General features: G+C 73.6%; 12 protein-coding genes. 9 read left to right on the top strand and 3 right to left on the bottom strand.

Going from position 1 to position 17,131, the window contains the following annotated elements; genetic code table 11:
* The first annotated feature begins 590 nt into the window (after positions 1 to 590).
* From OG896_RS18180 to OG896_RS18165, 4 genes are all read left to right on the top strand, one after another.
* On the top strand, positions 591 to 2,579 hold the full coding sequence (locus OG896_RS18180; RefSeq protein ID WP_329366742.1) for a helix-turn-helix domain-containing protein: 1,989 nt from the start codon (positions 591 to 593) through the stop codon (positions 2,577 to 2,579).
* Positions 2,580 to 2,792: 213 nt separating this feature from the next.
* A complete protein-coding gene (locus OG896_RS18175; protein ID WP_328466947.1) occupies positions 2,793 to 3,098 on the top strand; it encodes a zinc-ribbon domain-containing protein in 306 nt (101 codons plus the stop codon).
* A 232-nt stretch (positions 3,099 to 3,330) separates the two neighbouring features.
* Positions 3,331 to 3,930, top strand: a complete 600-nt coding sequence (locus tag OG896_RS18170; protein ID WP_329366741.1) for a TIGR03086 family metal-binding protein — start codon at positions 3,331 to 3,333, stop codon at positions 3,928 to 3,930.
* A gap of 597 nt (positions 3,931 to 4,527) precedes the next feature.
* Positions 4,528 to 6,705 carry a transglycosylase domain-containing protein gene (locus OG896_RS18165; protein WP_329366740.1) on the top strand — a complete coding sequence of 726 codons (2,178 nt, stop codon included), beginning with the start codon at positions 4,528 to 4,530 and terminating at the stop codon, positions 6,703 to 6,705.
* On the opposite strand, the gene OG896_RS18160 is transcribed toward OG896_RS18165, so the two are convergent.
* The gene (locus OG896_RS18160; RefSeq protein ID WP_329366738.1) at positions 6,695 to 7,963 is read right to left on the bottom strand and encodes a hypothetical protein; all 1,269 of its coding nucleotides are present in this window, start codon (positions 7,961 to 7,963) and stop codon (positions 6,695 to 6,697) included. The two genes, OG896_RS18165 and OG896_RS18160, sit on opposite strands and share 11 nt — an antisense overlap.
* 211 nt (positions 7,964 to 8,174) lie before the next feature.
* Complete coding sequence (locus OG896_RS18155; RefSeq protein ID WP_329366736.1) at positions 8,175 to 10,178, bottom strand: S53 family peptidase; 2,004 nt, start codon at positions 10,176 to 10,178, stop codon at positions 8,175 to 8,177.
* 394 nt (positions 10,179 to 10,572) lie between these two features.
* Between OG896_RS18155 and OG896_RS18150 the strand changes: the two genes are divergently transcribed.
* From OG896_RS18150 to OG896_RS18130, 5 genes are all read left to right on the top strand, one after another.
* The gene (locus OG896_RS18150; RefSeq protein ID WP_329366734.1) at positions 10,573 to 11,832 is read left to right on the top strand and encodes an NAD(P)/FAD-dependent oxidoreductase; all 1,260 of its coding nucleotides are present in this window, start codon (positions 10,573 to 10,575) and stop codon (positions 11,830 to 11,832) included.
* A 122-nt stretch (positions 11,833 to 11,954) separates the two neighbouring features.
* Entirely contained in the window at positions 11,955 to 12,668 is a 714-nt protein-coding gene (locus OG896_RS18145; RefSeq protein ID WP_329374102.1) for a DUF1365 domain-containing protein, read from the top strand.
* Complete coding sequence (locus OG896_RS18140) at positions 12,665 to 14,050, top strand: cyclopropane-fatty-acyl-phospholipid synthase family protein (protein ID WP_329366733.1); 1,386 nt, start codon at positions 12,665 to 12,667, stop codon at positions 14,048 to 14,050. Before OG896_RS18145 ends, OG896_RS18140 begins: the two co-directional genes overlap by 4 nt.
* Positions 14,047 to 15,417 (top strand): cyclopropane-fatty-acyl-phospholipid synthase family protein, encoded by a 1,371-nt coding sequence (locus OG896_RS18135; RefSeq protein WP_329366731.1) that lies wholly within the window; start codon positions 14,047 to 14,049, stop codon positions 15,415 to 15,417. Before OG896_RS18140 ends, OG896_RS18135 begins: the two co-directional genes overlap by 4 nt.
* On the top strand, positions 15,414 to 16,256 hold the full coding sequence (locus OG896_RS18130) for a DUF1295 domain-containing protein (RefSeq protein ID WP_329366729.1): 843 nt from the start codon (positions 15,414 to 15,416) through the stop codon (positions 16,254 to 16,256). The genes OG896_RS18135 and OG896_RS18130 overlap by 4 nt, the downstream gene beginning before the upstream one ends.
* On the opposite strand, the gene OG896_RS18125 is transcribed toward OG896_RS18130, so the two are convergent.
* Positions 16,205 to 17,080, bottom strand: coding sequence for a lysozyme (locus tag OG896_RS18125; RefSeq protein WP_329366727.1), 876 nt, complete (start codon positions 17,078 to 17,080; stop codon positions 16,205 to 16,207). The two genes, OG896_RS18130 and OG896_RS18125, sit on opposite strands and share 52 nt — an antisense overlap.
* Between the last annotated feature and the right edge of the window lie 51 nt (positions 17,081 to 17,131).

The following is a 17,131-nucleotide window of genomic DNA, read 5'->3' as shown; positions in this document are numbered from 1 at the left end:
CGGAGGCGTTCATGGGGTGAGGTGCGGCCTTCCTGTCGCCGGGGAGCGCGGCGGTCGTCGGTGGTCGTGGCGGGCGTGGCGTGCGTATGCGTCGTACGGGTCGTACGGGTCCGGCGCCGGTGGGGGACCGGGCGGACCCGACTGCCAGTGTGAGGGGTGCCGGCCGTGACAGGCGGATACGCCGGCCGCATGCCGCGCGTGCCGTGGTGCACGGGTGCCGTGTGCCGGGCGGAAATGGTGCACGCGTGCCGTGGTGCGGTGCGGGCGCGCCGCCGTACGGTCGAGGTGGTCGGCGGTCCGCGTGAACGGGGGAGTCCGCGTACGGGGGAGGGGACCGCCGGCCGGTCGCGCGGGCTCGCCGGGGGAGGGGGATCGCCGACCGTCCGCACCGCCTCGTGGGTATCGCGCCCGGGGCGGTGCGCGTGCGTGCGCTCTTCTTGGACGCGGTGCGTGCGGCTTAGGGTGGAGGTTGACGACCCGCCGCGCGGGGCCGTTGTCGTCGGCGGGTGGGGACGGTCGTCCGGGGGGCCGGACCCGGTGCCGGCTTGCGGTCGTGTGCGGTTCGCCCTCCACCGACCCCGGGAACCCGCGTGCTCACTCTCCACGACCTCGTCGCCGTGCCCGATTTCGGGTTGACCCTTGTCTCCGGCGACGGTGGTGCCGAGGTGGAGCAGGTGCTGGTTCCGGCCGACCCGGACGCGGAGTGGGGCGGCACGCCGATGGAGCGGGCGCTCGTGGTCGCCGACCCCGGCCGGATCGGCCGCCCGGACCGGCTAGCGCGGGCCCTCGCCGAGGGCGGCGCGGCCGGGCTGGTGCTCGCGGGCACCGATGCCGGCACCGACGCCGGCACCCGCGTCGACCCCGGCATTGACCCCGGCACTGACCCCGGCTTTCTCCCCGGCACCGCGGGCCCGTCGGACGAGCAGCCGGCGGCGACTGCCGAGAATGCCGTCGCGGCGGCCGTCGCCTCGGCTGTCGCGGCCGCCGGAGTGCCGGTGCTGGCCGGCCCGCACCCGGTCGCCGCCTGGCGTGAACTGGCCCCACGCGTATCGGCGATGGGCGCCGACGCGGTACGGCGCGGGCACGCCCGGCTGGCCGGTCTGCTGGACCGGCTGCCGGTGCCCGGTGCCGACGAGCGCTCGACCGTGCGGAAGTTGGCCGGCTACCTTGCCGAGGCGCTCGACGCGCGGGTGCTGGTGCACGCCGACGGGGAGGTGCTCGCCGCCGAGCCCGCGAGCGCCGCCGCCGCGCTCGTCCCACTGCTCGGCACGCCTCCGGGCAGCCGGCAGCCCACCGCGGCGGGCGACTTCGCGCAGACCGTCATGCTCGCCCCGGCCGGCGACGCGATGCTCGTGGTCGCCACCGCGGAGCCCGCGCCCGACCGGGTCCTGGTCGCGTACACCGCCAAGGCGCTCCGGCTGGCCGTCGCGGGGCTGCGCGAGCGGCGCGTGAACGGGGCGGTCGGCGACGCGCTGCGTGGGGTGCGGCTGTCCGCGTTCCAACTCTTCATGACCGGGCACGCCGTGGCCGCGCAGCGCGTCGTGGCGGGTATCGAGGGCTCGTTGATGGACAGCGACACCGCGCGGGTGTTCATCCTCGACTGCGCCCGGGCGGCCCGCGACACGGTGCTCGCCGAGGCCGAACACACCCTCGCCGAGCAGGCGTTGGCCATCCGCTGCCCCGCCTACCGGCGGCACCTGATCTTCCTCGCGCCGCACCGCACCAGCGCCCGGGCGGAGGAGGGCCTGCACCGGTTGATGGATACCTTCGCCGATGCCCGCGTGCTGCTCGGCGGCAGCCTCGCCCACCCGCTGGACGACGTCCCCGACGCCTACGGCGAGGCGCTGGACTGCCTGACCCGGGCCGGCCGCAACCCCGACCGGATCGCGATGGCCACCCGCAGCACCGGCATCGTCGACGTGCTCGCCCCCGACGCCGCGCTCGCCTGGGCCACCCACCTGCTCCGGCCGGTACTGGCGATGCCGCGCGGCGGCGGGCAGATCCTCGAAACCACCGCGATGGCCGTCGAGTTCGAGATGTCCGCGACCGCGCGGGTGATCGGGGTGCACCGCAACACCGTCACCCGCCGGGTCCGGCAGGTGTTCGACGCGGTCGGGCTCGACCAGGACGCCATCCTCGACCGGGTGGTGCTGTCGCTGGCCGCGCAGATCGTGGCGCGGTACGGCAGCGCCGACCGCGGCGGGCGCGACGCGGACGCGGGCACCGTGCCCGACCTGCACACCCTGCTCTCCGAACCCGCGCTGCGGGCCTGGGCGGAGAAGGTGCTGCGGCCGCTCGCCGACGACCGCCGCGACCTGCTGCGCACCGTACGGGAGTGGGTGCGGCACGGCTGCCGGTACGAGCCGGCCGCGGCGTCGCTGGGGATCGCGGCGAAGACGGTGCGGTCGCGGATCAGGGCGGCCGAGCCGCTGCTGGAGCGAGACCTGATCGGGGAGTTGCCGCTGGTGCCCGGCGAGAGCGAGCACCGGTTGGCCAGCGTCCGGCCGCTGGCGGTGGCCCTCTACGCCACCACCGGGCCGGGCATACCCCGGCCGCCCCTTCCCGGCGGGCGGGCCTGAGCGGTGGGTCGGCCTGAGCGGTGGACGGGCCTTCCCGGCGGGCGGGCCTGAGCGGCGCGGCCGGCTCGGAGCTTCGGCAGGGCACTCCGGCATGGCATGGATAGGTAAATTCCGCCGCCCGGCTGCCGTCCCGTCGACCGGGTGGGGCACACTGTGCTCCTTGACACCGAGACCGTCGCAGGGGCGGGCACTCCAGGGGGAAGGCGAACCACCATGATCATTTGGGGTACCAGAAGTTACATCTACCAGCTGGCGATGATCACGCTGCTCTGCGGGCGGTGCGGCAACCCGTCCGCCCACGCGCTGCGCCGGCGGGTCATGAAGTTCACCCTGTTCTTCATCCCGCTGTTCCCGATCAGCTCCAAGTACTCCACGCAGTGCACCTTCTGCGGTGCGCAGACGGCGGTTCCGAAGGAGCAGGCCGAGCAGCTCCAGGCGCAGATCGCCGCGTCGCCGCAGCCGGCGCCGCCCGCCGGCCAGCCGGTGCCGCCGCAGGGCGCGAACCCGTACCAGAGCTGAAGCGCCCGGCGTACGGGCCGACGTCGTTCGCCCCGGGGCCACGGACTCCTCGTCCGGGACCCGGGGCGCTGGTGTGTCCGGGGCGGGGCGGGACCGAGAGGGGCGAACCGGAGGGGACCGGGCGGGACCGGACCGGACCGATGAGTTCCGCGGGTCCGGGTGGTCTGCCCTGGGTGAGACATCGGACCGTGCCGTGCGGAGTGCGGTCGCGGAACCAACGAGGGAGTCACCCATGACGGACGACGCAGTGCGGATGGTCGACCTGGGGCCGGCCGCGGCCCGGGTCGCGGCGCTTGCCGAGGGCGTCGGCGACGATCAGCTCGCCGCGCCGACGCCCTGTCCCGACACCGCGGTACGCAACCTCCTCGGCCACGTCATCGGCCTCAGCCAGGGGTTTCGCGCCGCGGGCCGCAAGGAGTTGGGCGCCGCCACCTCGACACCGCCCTTCACCACCGTTCCCGACATCGACGACGAAGGCGCCTGGCGGGCGGAGTTGCCCGCGGCGCTGGACGAGCTGGCCGCCGCCTGGCGGGAGCCGGCCGCCTGGACCGAGATGACCCAGGTGGGCGGCGTGACCCTCCCCGCCGCCCAGGCCGGTGTGGTCGCGCTCAACGAACTGGTCGTCCACGGATGGGACCTGGCCCGCGCGACCGGCCAGGACTACCAGCCCACCCCGGAAGAGCTCGCCACCTGCCGCGACTTCCTCGCCCCCTCCGCCGCCGACCGCCCAGCCGGCGGCCCCTTCGGCCCCGCCCTCCCCATCCCCCCGACCGCCCCCCTCCTCGACCAACTCATCGCCCTCAGCGGCCGCTCCCCCTCCTGGCGCCCCTGACCACCCCACCCATCCCGCACGGGGCACTGTGTCACCGGCAGGTGCCGCCCCCCGGGGGGGGACTGCGCGCTCAGCCATCGTGGTGGCGCGCTGTGGCCCGGGGCTTGAGCGTGCGCGGCGGGGTGGTGAGCCACCGGCAGGTGCCCTGTAGGGGCGCGGGGAACTGCGCGCTCAGCCATCGCAGTGGCGCGGTGTGGTCCGGGGCTTGAGCGTGCGCGGCGGGGTGGTGAGCCACCGGCAGGTGCCCTGTAGGGGCGCGGGGAACTGCGCGCTCAGCCATCGCAGTGGCGCGCTGTGGCCCGGGGCCTGAGCCTGCGCGGCGGGCCAGGGGACCGTGGGTTCGGCTCGTGCCGGCGGGGGCCGTGGCACGGGGTGGGGGCCGCGGGTTGGCGGGGGTCGGCAACACGGGGGTGTCGGACTGGTGCGGGGTTTGTTACAGACCTGTGGAGATCGGGACCCCTGCGGAGGTGGGCACCCGACATAGGGTCGAAGCCGTGTTCGGGGCGCGGGGGACGTCCCTGTCCAGGGGCGTCGAGGAGAGACATGTTCGCGCGGCGAAACGGTGAGCAACGGGGGCTGCGGCCGAGGCAGTTAGCCGTGCGGACGCTGCGGACGGCACGTTCGGCGGCGGCCCGGCTGCCGAAGCCGCACCGCGGCACCGGGAAGACCGAGGCACCCGAGACACCTGAGGCACCCGCGAACCCCGAGGCACCCTCGGACCGTACCGGCGCCGTCGGGGACGGAAAGCGGTGGTGGGCGCCGCTGCGCCCGCGGTACCCGCGGCCGAACCGCACCGGCTGGCGCCGGTGGGTCCCCTCGCTGCGCCAGACCCTGCTGCTGTGCACCTGGAGCGTGCTCGCCCTGATCGCTCTGGTCGGCTGGGCCTACGCGCGCACCGCGATCCCCACCGACCTGAACGCCTACGCGACCCAGCAGGACAACGTCTACTACTGGGCCGACGGCACCGAGATGGCCCGGGTCGGCCCGGTCGACCGGCAGGCGATGCCGCTGGACCGTATACCGACCGCCGTGCAGTCCGCGGTGCTCGCCGCCGAGAACGCGTCGTTCTACTCCGACCACGGCGTCTCCCCTCGAGGCATCACCCGGGCGGTGGCGAACATGGCCACCGGCGGCCAGACGCAGGGCGGTTCCACGATCACCCAGCAGTACGTCAAGAACGTGTACCTCGACCAGGACCAGACGATCTCCCGCAAGATCTCCGAGATCTTCATCGCGATCAAGCTCGACCGCAAGATGAGCAAGAAGCAGATCCTCGACGGCTACCTCAACACCAGTTGGTTCGGCCGCGGCGCCTACGGGGTGCAGCGCGCCGCGAAGGCGTACTACGGCGAGGACGTCTCCCAACTCAACCCGAGCCAGGCCGCGTTCCTCGCCGCGCTGCTCAAGGGCGCCGGCCAGTTCGACCCGTCGGTGAGCGCCGCCAACCACCACCGCGCGGTGGCGCGCTGGAACTGGGTGCTGGACCGGATGGTGAAGACCGGCAAGCTGTCGGCGGCGCAGCGGGCCACATACACGAAGTTCCCCGAGCCGATCGCGCCGCCGAAGCCGGCCGGGCTGAGCGGGCAGACCGGCTACCTCGTGGACACCGCACGCGCCTACGTCTCCGCGCACAGCGGCATCTCCGACCAGCGGTTCGACCTCGGCGGCTACCAGATCTACACCACCTTCCAGAAGCCGAAGGTGGACGCGCTGGCCGCCGCCGTCAAGCAGCAGATCTCCCGGCTGCGCCCGAAGGACCGCCCCGCCGATCGCAATGTGCGGGTGGGCGCCGCCTCGGTCGCGACCGACGGCCGCATCCTCGCGCTCTACGGCGGCCCCGACTACGTCAAGCAGGGTTTCGACGACGCCGACATCGCGATCGTGCCGGCCGGCACCACCTACGCGCCGTTCGTGTACGCGGCGGCCCTGCGCGACGGCGTGGTCCGCACCCGGGACGCGCCGCGGGCCCGGGTCGACCCGCAGTCCCGCTACGACGGCGACAACAAGGTGCCGATACAGACGCCCGAGGGCCCGTACTGGAGCCGGGACGGGAAGGTCGTCAAGACCGCCAACGCGGACGGCCGTTCGTACGGGAAGATCCCGCTCGGCGAGGCCGTCGCGAAGGGCGTGAACGGGCCGATCACACAACTCGGCGTGGACGTCGGGCTCAACCAGGTGCGGCAGGCGTCGATCGACGCCGGGCTGCTGCCGGACAGCGGCTTCGCCGAGCAGGTGCCGAGCTTCTCGCTGGGCACGTCCACGCCCAGCCCGATCCGGATGGCCGACGGGTACGCCACGTTCGCGGCCGGCGGCACCCACACCGACCCGTACTCGGTGCTGCGCATCACCCGCGACGGCGCCGCGGTGCCGCTCCAGAAGCCCACCGTCACGCACCCGTTCACCCCGAAGGTGGCCGGGGAGGTGGACGACGCGCTGCGCGACGCGGTCGACACCGGCGCCGCGCACGCGGTGGCGAAGGCCGGGCCGGGGCTGGCCGGGCTGCCGGGCACCGCGCAGGACAACACCTCGGCGTCGTTCGTCGGTTACGACGCGGAGATGGCCACCGCGGTCACGCTGTTCCGGATCGACCCGAAGACGCAGCAGTTGCAGCCGCTGACCGGGATCGGCGGGCGGTCCGTGAAGAAGCCGGGCAGCGACGCCCCGACGGACATCTGGGCCCACTACGCCGAGGCGACCCTCCCGCCGGGCGGATCGGAGTCGGCGACGCGCACGCCGGTCGGCCCCGACGCCGCCCGCAAGGCCACTACTTGGTGAGGAAGGTCGACCAGTCCGGCGACTCGCCCGGGTCCAGGTTGCGCAGCTTCGCCAGCACCGCGGGGTCCTGCATGTCCAGCCAGTCGCACAGCTCCTTGAAGGACACGCACTCCACGCCCTTCCTGGGGCAGACGTCCTTCACCACGTCGGAGATGGCCTGCATGTAGATGCCGCCGTTCCAGTCCTCGAAGTGGTTGCCGATGAACAGCGGTGCCCGGCTGCCGTTGTAGACCCGCTGGAAGCCTTCGAGGTAGCCCTGCCGGGTCTGCTTCTCCCACTCCGGGTACTTCGCCGGGTCGCCCTCGGTGACGTCGCCGCCGGACTGGTTGTAGAGGAAGTTGAAGTCCATCGTCAGGCCCTGGAAGCTCTTGCCCGGGTAGGGCACCAGCTCCAGGGGGAAGTTCCAGATCCCGTCCTGCTTCTGCGGCCAGAGCTGGAAGTCGCCGGGCGAGCTGGCGTCGTACCGCCAGCCGAGCTGCTTCTCGGCCGGCAGCAGGTTCTTCTGGCCCTCCAGGCACGGCGCGCGCCCGCCGACCAGCTCCTGGGCGTAGTCGAACGGCAGCGGCGGGATGTCGGTGTCGCCGGTGTTCGTCTTCCAGTTCTGCACGAAGGAGTACGCCTGGCTGGTCTCGCTCAGCCACTCCTTGGTGCTCCAGTCCGCGCCCGCGCCCTTGTCGGGCTTGCAGAAGTGCCCGTTGAAGTGGGTGCCGATCTCGTCGCCCTCCTCCCAGGCCAGCCGGAGCTGCTGGAGGGTCCACTTGATGTGCTGGTCGGTGGGGAAGTCGATCGCGGAGGCGCCCGGCGCGTGCTGCGGCGGGTGGTAGAGGGTGCGCTTGTCCTTCGGCAGCAGGTAGATGCCGCTGAGGAAGAACGTCATGTTGGCGTGGTACTTCTCGGCCAGCGTGCGGAAGCGGGAGAAGTCGTGGTCGTCGCCCTCCAGCGCGCCGTCCCAGGAGAAGACCACGAACTGCGGCGGCTTCTCGCCCGGCTTGAGCTTGTGCCACTTCGGCTGGTGCGGCTGCGGCCCGGTGTACGACGTGGAGCCGTCGCCGATCACCTTCGTCTTGCCGTCCCACGCGGGGGTGGTGGAGGCGGTCGGCGCGTGCCGGACCGGTGCCTGCGCGGTGGTGTGCCCGGCCGCCTTGGCGTGCCCGGAGCCGCCGCCTCCGGTGCCGACCGCGATCAGCGTCCCGGCTAACGCCGCCGCCACACCCGCGGTGGCCAGCCCGGCCACCGCCCCTCGCTTGAGCTTCACCATCGGTGCGCGTCCCCCCAAGGGCACGCCACCCACGGGCGTACCGGGACCCATTATTCAGTTGATCCGATCAAACGTGCGGGCGGGCCCCGGTGGAGGAGTCGTCCTCCGCCGGAGCCCGCCCGGTCACACCCGTGGATCGGTCGATCCGCCAAAGCGTCAACGCGTCAAAACGTCAACGCGTCAAGCGTCGATCCGTCCTGCCGGCGAACCGTCAGAAGCGGTACGACTTCAGGTAGCTCGCGTTCGGCGAGCCGACACCCGTCGCGTCGTCGTAGCCGCGGACCGCGTTGAGCGAGGTGTCCTGGCCGAAGCCGATCAGCCGGACCAGCAGGTTGCCGTTGACCACACCGGCGTCGTAGACGCTGCTCAGCGGGGTGCTCGAGTGCTGCGCCTGCTTGTCCACCACGTCGGTGGTCAGGTGCGAGCGGGCGTAGATCGCCGGGTTGGCGAAGCCGATCGCGTGGTGGCCGGCCTGGATCGCGTCGGCCTGCACCGCCGCGAACTCGGGCGAGGAGACGCTGGTGCCGCCGTAGCCGCCCTCGCTGTACGCGGCGCCGTCGGAGATGCCGACCAGCACCGAGGTGTACAGGTCGCCGACCATCGAGATGTCCGGGGTGACCCGCTTGGCGGCGTCCACCTTCTGACCGGTCATCAGGGTGTGCGACAGCGTGTCCGGGACCACGCCGCGCTGGTAGCCCGGCTGCGCGAAGTCCTCGCTGGTGCCGCCGCCACCGCCGAAGTAGAACGGCGCCGCGGCCGGGGCCGGGGTCCAGCTCTTGCCGTCGGCCGACAGCGCGGAGCGGGTGGTGCCCATGTCGGTCTCGAAGCCGTACTTGCCGCTCTTGTCCGCCAGGGCGAGCGCGGTGCCGCCGACCGAGGTCACCCACGGGTCGGAGTCCGGCCAGTTGGCCTGCGCACGGGCGGTGTCGGTCTGGCAGTTGGCACCGGTGGCCGCCGCCAGCGGGCTGCTGTCACCGCAGTCGCCGGCCGAGAAGCCGACGCTGATGCCCTCGATCGCGGCCTGCTGGAAGATCTGCTCGTACGCCGCGATCTCCGACGCGGTGACGTCCGCGTTGTCCGTGGTGTGCATGATCTCGCCCCACGAGTTGGAGACGACATCGGCGAGGTGGTTGTCCACGATCTTGGTGATCGCGGCCAGCAGGTCGTCGTCGTTGCAGGAGTTCGCACCGACGTAGACCACGTTGGCGTCGGGGGCGAGGCCGTGCGCCATCTCGACGTCCAGCGCCTCCTCGGGCGCCCAGCCCTCGGGGCCGCCGCACAGGTCCTGGTCCGTCCACTGCGAGGAGTCGACGACCTCGGAGTACTGGCCCTTCTTGAACGCCTTGTCACCGTGGTTGGTGGCGTACTGGTTGGCGTCGGCCTCCATGGTGGAGCTGCCGTACGCGTCCACGATGGCGATAGTCGCGCCCTTGCCGGTCAGCCCGGTGGAGGTGATGCCGTACGCCTTGCGGATCTGCGAGGGGTACAGCGAGCACTGGTCGAACGCCACGTCCTTCTTGGTGAAGCCGGCCGGCGCGCCCTTGGCGGTCTTCTGGCCCCAGTACGCGGAGCAGGTCGGCGTGGTTGGCAGGCTCTTGTCGGCCTTGGCGCCCTTCGCCGAAGTGGCGGTGTCCGAGGTGACCTTGTGCGAGTCCGGGCGCACCACGTTGCTGCCGACCGAGGAGAGGCCGTCGACGCCGAGGATCGCGCTGGAGACGGAAGCCGGCACCTTCAGGTCGCGGGCCGGCGCGTGCCGCAGCTCGCCGGACACCTTGTACTGGTGCTCACCGGTGCCGAACGCCTTGGTGAGCGCGGAGTTGGTGCCCTTGACGGTGATCGCGTGCGAGGTGGTGCCCAGCACCTTCAGGCCGGAGTCCTCGGCCCACTTCTGCACGGCGGCGATCTGCGCCTTGGTGGCCCCGAACCGGGCCTGGTACTGCGCGGGGCTGAGGAACTTGCCGTAACTGGCGTTGCTCGGGTCCGAAACGGCCGTCGCGTACGAGGTGAGCCCGGCCGGGTCCTGGCCCGCGAGGTACACGGTGCCGGTGATCTCGGCGGAGGACGACACCGAACCGGCGTCCGCGGAGGCGGTGGCCCACGCGGGGTGGGAGCCGGTGATGGTCTTGGCGGACGCGGCCGGCGCCGACGCCTGCGAAGGCGTGGCCGCCAGCAGCAGCGAACCGGAGAGCAGGGCCAGCGAGGCGGCCGCTACCACTCCGGTACGGCCTGCGCCGCTACGGGGTGTGTGTATGTGGGTGATGACGACTCCAACATGATGGTCCGTGAGAGGGCAACGACAGGCACGGGCCTTGTACCGCACGCTCGTTCACGACCCACACCCGGCCTGTAGTGTGCACGCCACGTGAGCGTTGTGGGAATACCGTATGGCGCTCAGCGGTGTCGCTTTACCGAAAACCGACGATCATCGGCGGCTCATATCCGGTCGGAACCGGGCGATCGCCGCATCCGGGCCCGCGCCCTCACTCCCGCCCCGCGCCAGACCCCGGCCTCTCCACCAATCCTTTTCGGCCGCCGCGCCGAATCACTGGTGACGGGGGTCGACAGGGAGCGGGCGAGGCGCGAAGAAGGCGCGGAGACGAGGCGATGAGGTGCGGCGGCGTATCGCGGTGGTGGGTTCGGGAGTGGCCGGCCTGACCGCGGCCTACGTGTTGCGGCAGGTGTGCGAGGTGTCGCTCTACGAAGCCGACGACCGGCTCGGCGGCCACGCGCACACCCACGACGTGGCCGACCCGGGCGGGCAGGCGCTGCGGATCGACACCGGCTTCATCGTGCACAACGACCGCACCTACCCGACGCTGCTGCGGCTCTTCCGCGAACTCGGCGTCGCCACCCAGGACTCCGAGATGAGCCTGTCCGTGCGGTGCGACGGCTGCGGCCTGCAGTACGCGGGCGCGCGCGGCCCCGGCGGCCTGTTCGCCCACCCCGGCAGCGCGATACGCGGCCGCTACCTGGGCCTGCTCGCCGAGGTGCCGTCCTTCCACCGGGCGGCGCGCGCGGCGCTCGCCTCGGGCCGGGCCGACCATCTGACGCTGGGCGGCTTCCTGGCCGAGCGCGACTTCACTCCGTACTTCACCGCGCACTTCGTGGTGCCGCTGGTCTCCTCGGTGTGGTCCTGCGCCCCCGACCAGGCGATGCGGTACCCGGCGGCCTACCTCTTCCGCTTCCTGCGCCACCACGGGCTGCTGTCGGTGGGCGGGTCACCGCGGTGGCGCACGGTCACCGGCGGCTCCGCGGAGTACGTGCGGCGGATCGGCAAGCAGCTGACCACGGTGTACACCGGCACTCCGGTCCGCGCGGTGCGCCGCTTCCCCGACCGCGCCGAGGTCACCGCCGCCGACGGCATTACCCGCGGTTACGACGCGGTGGTCCTGGCCACCCACCCCGACCAGGCGCTCGCCGTCCTCGCCGACGCCACCGACGCCGAGGCGCGGGTGCTCGGCGCGTTCCGCTACTCGCGCAACGAGACGGTGCTGCACACCGACGCGTCGCTGCTGCCCACCGCCCGCAGGGCCCGCGCCTCCTGGAACTACCTGATGCCCTCGTGCGCGGCTCCCGCCGAGAAGGTGCAGGTCAGCTACCACATGAACCGGTTGCAGCAGCTCGATGCCGCAGAGGAGTACGTGGTCACGCTCAACGCGTCGCAGGCGGTCGACCCCGGCCGGGTACTGGCCCGCATGGTCTACGAACACCCCCTGTACACGCCCGAGTCGGTGGCCGCCCAGCGGCGTCTGCCGGAGCTGGACACGGCGGTGACGGCGTACGCGGGCGCGTACCACGGCTGGGGGTTCCACGAGGACGGCTGCCGCGCGGGGGTGGCGGCCGCCGCGGCGCTCGGGGTGCGCTGGTGACCCCCGCCCGGCCGCTCGCGGACACGGCGTCCGCCGACACGGCGCCCTCCGACACGGCGCCCGCACCCGCGGTCGCGGGCGTCCCGCACACCGGCGCGCACCGCGCCCCCGGCACCGCGAGCCTGTACGCCTGCGCGATCACCCACGTGCGCACCCGGCCGATCCGCCGCACCTTCCGGCACCGCACCTACATGTGGCTGGTCGACCTCGACCACCTTCCGGTGCAACCCCGGGCGCTGCGCCCGCTGGCCCGGTTCGCCGCGCGTGACCACTTCGCGGGCACCGCACCCACCCTGCGCGCGGGCCTGGAGCGCTACCTGGACGCGCAGGGCGTGTCACTCGACGGCGGCCGGGTGCTGATGCTCGCGCACGCCCGCGTCCTCGGCCACGTCTTCAACCCGCTCACCGTGTACTGGTGCCACCGACGGGACGGCTCGCCGCTGTGCACCGTCGCCGAGGTGCACAACACCTACGGCGAGCGGCACTGCTACCTGCTGCACACCGACGAGCGGGGCCGGGCCGAGGTGCCCAAGGAGTTCTACGTCTCGCCGTTCTTCCCGGTCGACGGCACCTACCGGATGCGGCTGCCCGAACCCGGCGAGAAGCTGGAACTGGCGGTGCACCTGGAGCGTGAGGGCGGCCGGCCGTTCACCGCGACGGTGCGCGGCACCCGCCGCCCGGCCGGCACCCGCGCCCTGCTGGCCGCCGCCGCCCGGCACCCCTGGTCCACGCTCGCCGTCTCCGCGGCGATCCGCCTGCACGGCATCCGCCTGTACCTGCGCGGCCTGCCCGTTCTCCCCCGCCCGCACCACCGCACCCAGGAGGGCCTGAAGTGAGCGGACTCGTCTCCGACCGCACCACCGCCACCGCTCCCGGCATCCCCGCCCCGGCGCCGCGAGCCGGCGTGGACCCCGCCGTGTGGCCGGACGCGGCCCGAGTGCCGCGCAGTTCGCCGCCGCGCACCGCGGTGGCCCGGCTGCTGGTCGGCCGCGCGTTCGCCCGGCTGCCGCTGCGGGTGCGGCTGCCCGACGGCTCCGGCAGCGGCGACCGGGGACCGGTGCTGCGGCTGCACGACCCGCGGGCCTTCCACCGCCGGATCGCCGTCGACGGCCTGATCGGCTTCGGCGAGTCGTACATGGCCGGCGAGTGGGACGCGGACGACCTGGTCGGGGTGCTCACCGTGCTCGCCGCGAACGCCACCGCGCTGGTCCCGCACAGCCTCCAGCGGCTGCGCCGGGCCTGGGTGCACGCCACCCCGGATCGGCAGCGCAACACCCCCGACGGCGCCCGCGACAACATCCGCCGGCACTACGACCTGTCGAACGCGCTGTTCGCGCTCTTCCTCGACGACACGATGACGTACTCCGCCGGCCTGTTCCGCGGCTTCCCCGCCGAGCAGGCCACCCTCGCCGCCGCCCAGCACCGCAAGATCGACCGGCTGCTGGACCTGGCCGGCGTCGGCGAGGGCACCCGGCTGCTGGAGATCGGCACCGGCTGGGGCGAGTTGGCGCTGCGGGCGGCCGGGCGCGGTGCGCGGGTGCTGACCGTGACGCTCTCCCGCGAGCAGCGCGACCTGGCGCAGGCGCGGATCGCCGCTGCGGGCCTCGCCGGGAAGGCCGCGGTCGAACTGCGCGACTACCGCGAGGTGCGCGGCCGGTTCGACGCCGTGGTCAGCGTGGAGATGATCGAGGCGGTCGGCGCCGAGTTCTGGCCGGAGTACTTCGGCACCCTCGCCCGCGTCCTCGCCCCCCGCGGCCGGATCGCCCTGCAGGCCATCACCATGGCGCACGACCGGATGCTCGCCACCCACGGCACCTACACCTGGATCGGCAAGTACGTCTTCCCCGGCGGCCTGATCCCCTCGTCCCAGGCCATCGAACGGGAGGCCGCCGCGCACGGCCTGCGGGTCGCCGAGGACGACGGCTTCGGCCCGCACTACGCGGAGACGCTGCGGCTGTGGCGCGAGCGGTTCACCGCCGCCGACGACGCCGGCGAGGTCGCCGCACTCGGCTTCGACGCGACCTTCCGCCGGATGTGGGAGTTCTACCTCGCCTACTCCGAGGCCGGGTTCCGCTCCCGCTACCTGGACGTGCGGCAGACGGTACTGACCCGCGCCGCGGACGGTGTCGGGCCCGCGGACGGCGCCGCGAGCCCCGGCGCCTTGGCCGGAACCGGCACGGGGACCGACCCCGGCCGTACGGACGGAGACGACCGATGAGCACAGTGGCGGACCGGCTCGGGCGGCTGCTCGACGGGTACTTCGGTGACCGGCCGCCGGTGCGGCTGCGCGCCTGGGACGGCAGCGAGACCGGGCCGGCCGACGCGCCCGTGATCGTCGTGCGCAGCCGCCGCGCGCTGCGCCGCCTGCTGTGGCAGCCCAGCGGCACGGGCCTGGCCGAGGCGTACATCGCGGGGGAACTCGACATCGAGGGCGACCTGCCCGACGGGCTCGGCCGGGTGGCCCGGGCGGTGCGGGAGCGCGGTTCGGCACCCGGCCGCCCCCGTCCGCGGGCACTCGCCGCGGCCGCCGCGACCGCGCTGCGGCTGGGCGCGCTCGGCCCCCGCCCGGCGCCGCCGGGCGTCCGGAAGGCGAAGCAGCGCGGCGCGCTGCACAGCACCGGCCGCGACCGGGCCGCCATCAGCCACCACTACGACCTGTCCAACGACTGGTACGCCGAACTGCTGGACCCGTCGATGGCGTACTCCTGCGGCTACTGGACCCAGCCCGCGACCGAGCCCGGTGTCGAGCCCGGGGCCGAGCCTGATCCTGAGCTGGAGTCCGAGCCCGGGGACGTACCGGGCGGCGCCGGTTACGGCATCGCCGAGGCGCAGCGCGACAAGCTCGAACTGGTCTGCCGCAAGCTGGCGTTGACCCCCGGCGCGCGGCTGCTGGACATGGGCTGCGGCTGGGGCAGCCTCTCCCTCTACGCGGCGCGGGAGTTCAAGGCCCGCGTCACCGCCGTCACCCTCTCCCGCGAGCAGCGCGACTTCGTGGCCGCCCGGATCGCGGAGCAGGGCCTCGGCGACCTGGTCGAGGTGCGGCTGAGCCACTACCGCGACCTCGGCGCCGCCGACGGCGGATACGACGCGGTGAGCGCGATCGAGATGGGCGAGCACGTCGGGGAGGAGCAGTACCCGGACTTCGCCGCCCGGCTGCACGCCCTGCTGCGCCCGCGCGGCCGGCTGCTGGTCCAGCAGATGTCCCGCGGCGCCGACGCGCCCGGCGGCGGCGCGTTCATCGAGTCGTACATCGTCCCCGACATGCACATGCGCCCGGTCGGCCGGACCGTGGACCTGCTGGAGGACGCCGGCCTGGAGGTGCGGTCGGTGGAGGCGATGCGCGAGCACTACGTCCGGACGATCGCGGCCTGGTACCGCACCCTGGAGGAGCGCCGGCCGGTGTTCGCCGCGCTGGCGGGCGAGCCGACGGTCCGGGTCTGGCAGCTCTACCTGGCCGGGTCGATGCTGACCTTCGCCGAGCGCCGGATGGGCGTGGACCAGATCCTCGCGGTGCGCCCGGAGCCGTTCGGCGGCTCGGGCCTGCCGGCCACCCCGCACGACTGGTACGTACCGGTGCGCCCGTGACCGGCTTCCCCTGGGCCGCGTTCGCGGAGGGCCTCGGCTGGGCGGTGCTCGCGGCCTTCGGCGTCATGGCGGCCACCTTCGCGGTCGCTCTCGCCAAGGGCGTGCACCGGGTGGTGGACGTCGCGTGGGGCGTGGCCTTCACCGCGGTCGCCGCCGCGTCGTACGCCGCCTCGGCCGGGCACGGCGACGACGGGCGGCGGCTGCTGGTCACGCTCGCCACCGCCGGGTGGGGGCTGCGGCTGGCCGTGCACATCGCCCGCCGCGGCCGCGGCCACGGCGAGGACCCGCGCTACGACCGGATGCTCGCCAAGGCGCCCGGCAGCCGCGCCGGGTACGCGCTGCGCACCGTCTACCTGGTCCAGGGCGCGCTGGTGTGGGTCGTCTCGCTGCCGGTGCAGGCCGCGCAGTACGCCCCCGAGCGGCTCGGCGGGTGGGCGGCGGCCGGCGGCGCGCTGTGGGCGGCCGGGCTGGCCTTCGAGGCGGTCGGCGACCACCAACTCGCCCGCTTCAAGGCCGATCCGGCGAACCGCGGCCGCATCATGGACCGCGGCCTGTGGGCCTGGACCCGGCACCCCAACTACTTCGGCGACTGCCTGGTGTGGTGGGGCCTGTACGCGATGGCGTGCGCGAGCCCGCAGGCCGCCGCGGTGGCGGCGCCGGGCCCGCTGCTGATGACCGCCCTGCTGGTCTTCGGCAGCGGGAAACGGCTGCTGGAGCGGCAGATGGCCGACCGGCCCGGCTACGCCGCGTACGCCGCCCGCACCAGCGGCTTCCTGCCGCGTCCGCCTCAGGTGTTGTTGGCGAGGTTGCGCAGGCCGCTGAGGGGGCCGTTGAAGTAGTCCTGGTCGCCGGGGAACGTGCCGGAGTCGGCGTGCTGCCAGAAGGTGTAGAACGGCCAGCCGGCCGGCAGCTTGCCGGCGCTGGAGGCGTAACGCGCCACGAACAGCGGGTCGTCGGCGGCGAAGACCGAGGTGTTGCCGGTGCACCGGGTCCACCAGTCGGTGGTGGAGTAGATGGTCGCCCAGCGGGTCGTCTTCGCGTGCACCTCGTCGACGAACGCCCTGATCCAGCTGACCATCGCGCTCTTGCTCAGGCCGTAGCAGGCCGCGCCGGACGGGTACTCGATGTCCAGCGCCGGCGGCAGCGTCTTGCCGTCCTTGGACCAGCCGCCGCCGTGCGACACGAAGTAGTCCGCCTGCGCCTTGCCGCCGGAGCTGTCCGGGCGGGCGAAGTGGTAGGCACCGCGGATGAAGCCTGCGTAGTAGGAGTTGGTGTAGTTCGCGTCGAACTTCGGGTCCTTGTACGTGGTGCCCTCGGTCGCCTTGATGTACGCGAACCGGGCGCCCTTGCGGTACTGGGCCGCCCAGTCGATGGTGCCCTGCCAGTTGCTGACGTCGAATCCGGGGGTGCGGGTGACGTTCGAGGAGCCGCCGGTGGCCGTGGTGGTGCTGGAGCGGCCCTCGTGGGCGGCGACGGACGACCCCATCCAGTCCTGCTCGGGGTGGAGCACCGCGCCGCGTACGTGCGGCGCACCGCCGACCGCTTCGGCCGGCCCGGCGGGCGCGGCCAGCACTCCGGCGACCGCGACCGCCGCGCACCCGATCCCCAGCGCCGACTTCCGTACGCCCGTACGTCCCCGCACGCCCTGCCCGGCGTCCCGCATGACTGCCTCCATGGGTGTGGCTTTGCTTCGGTGATGCCCCATATGCGCTAT

Source organism: Streptomyces sp. NBC_00669 (assembly GCF_036226785.1).
GTDB lineage: Bacteria > Actinomycetota > Actinomycetes > Streptomycetales > Streptomycetaceae > Actinacidiphila.
The sequence above is the reverse complement of the archived record's forward strand: the minus strand, read 5'-3'. Positions and strand labels throughout refer to the sequence as shown.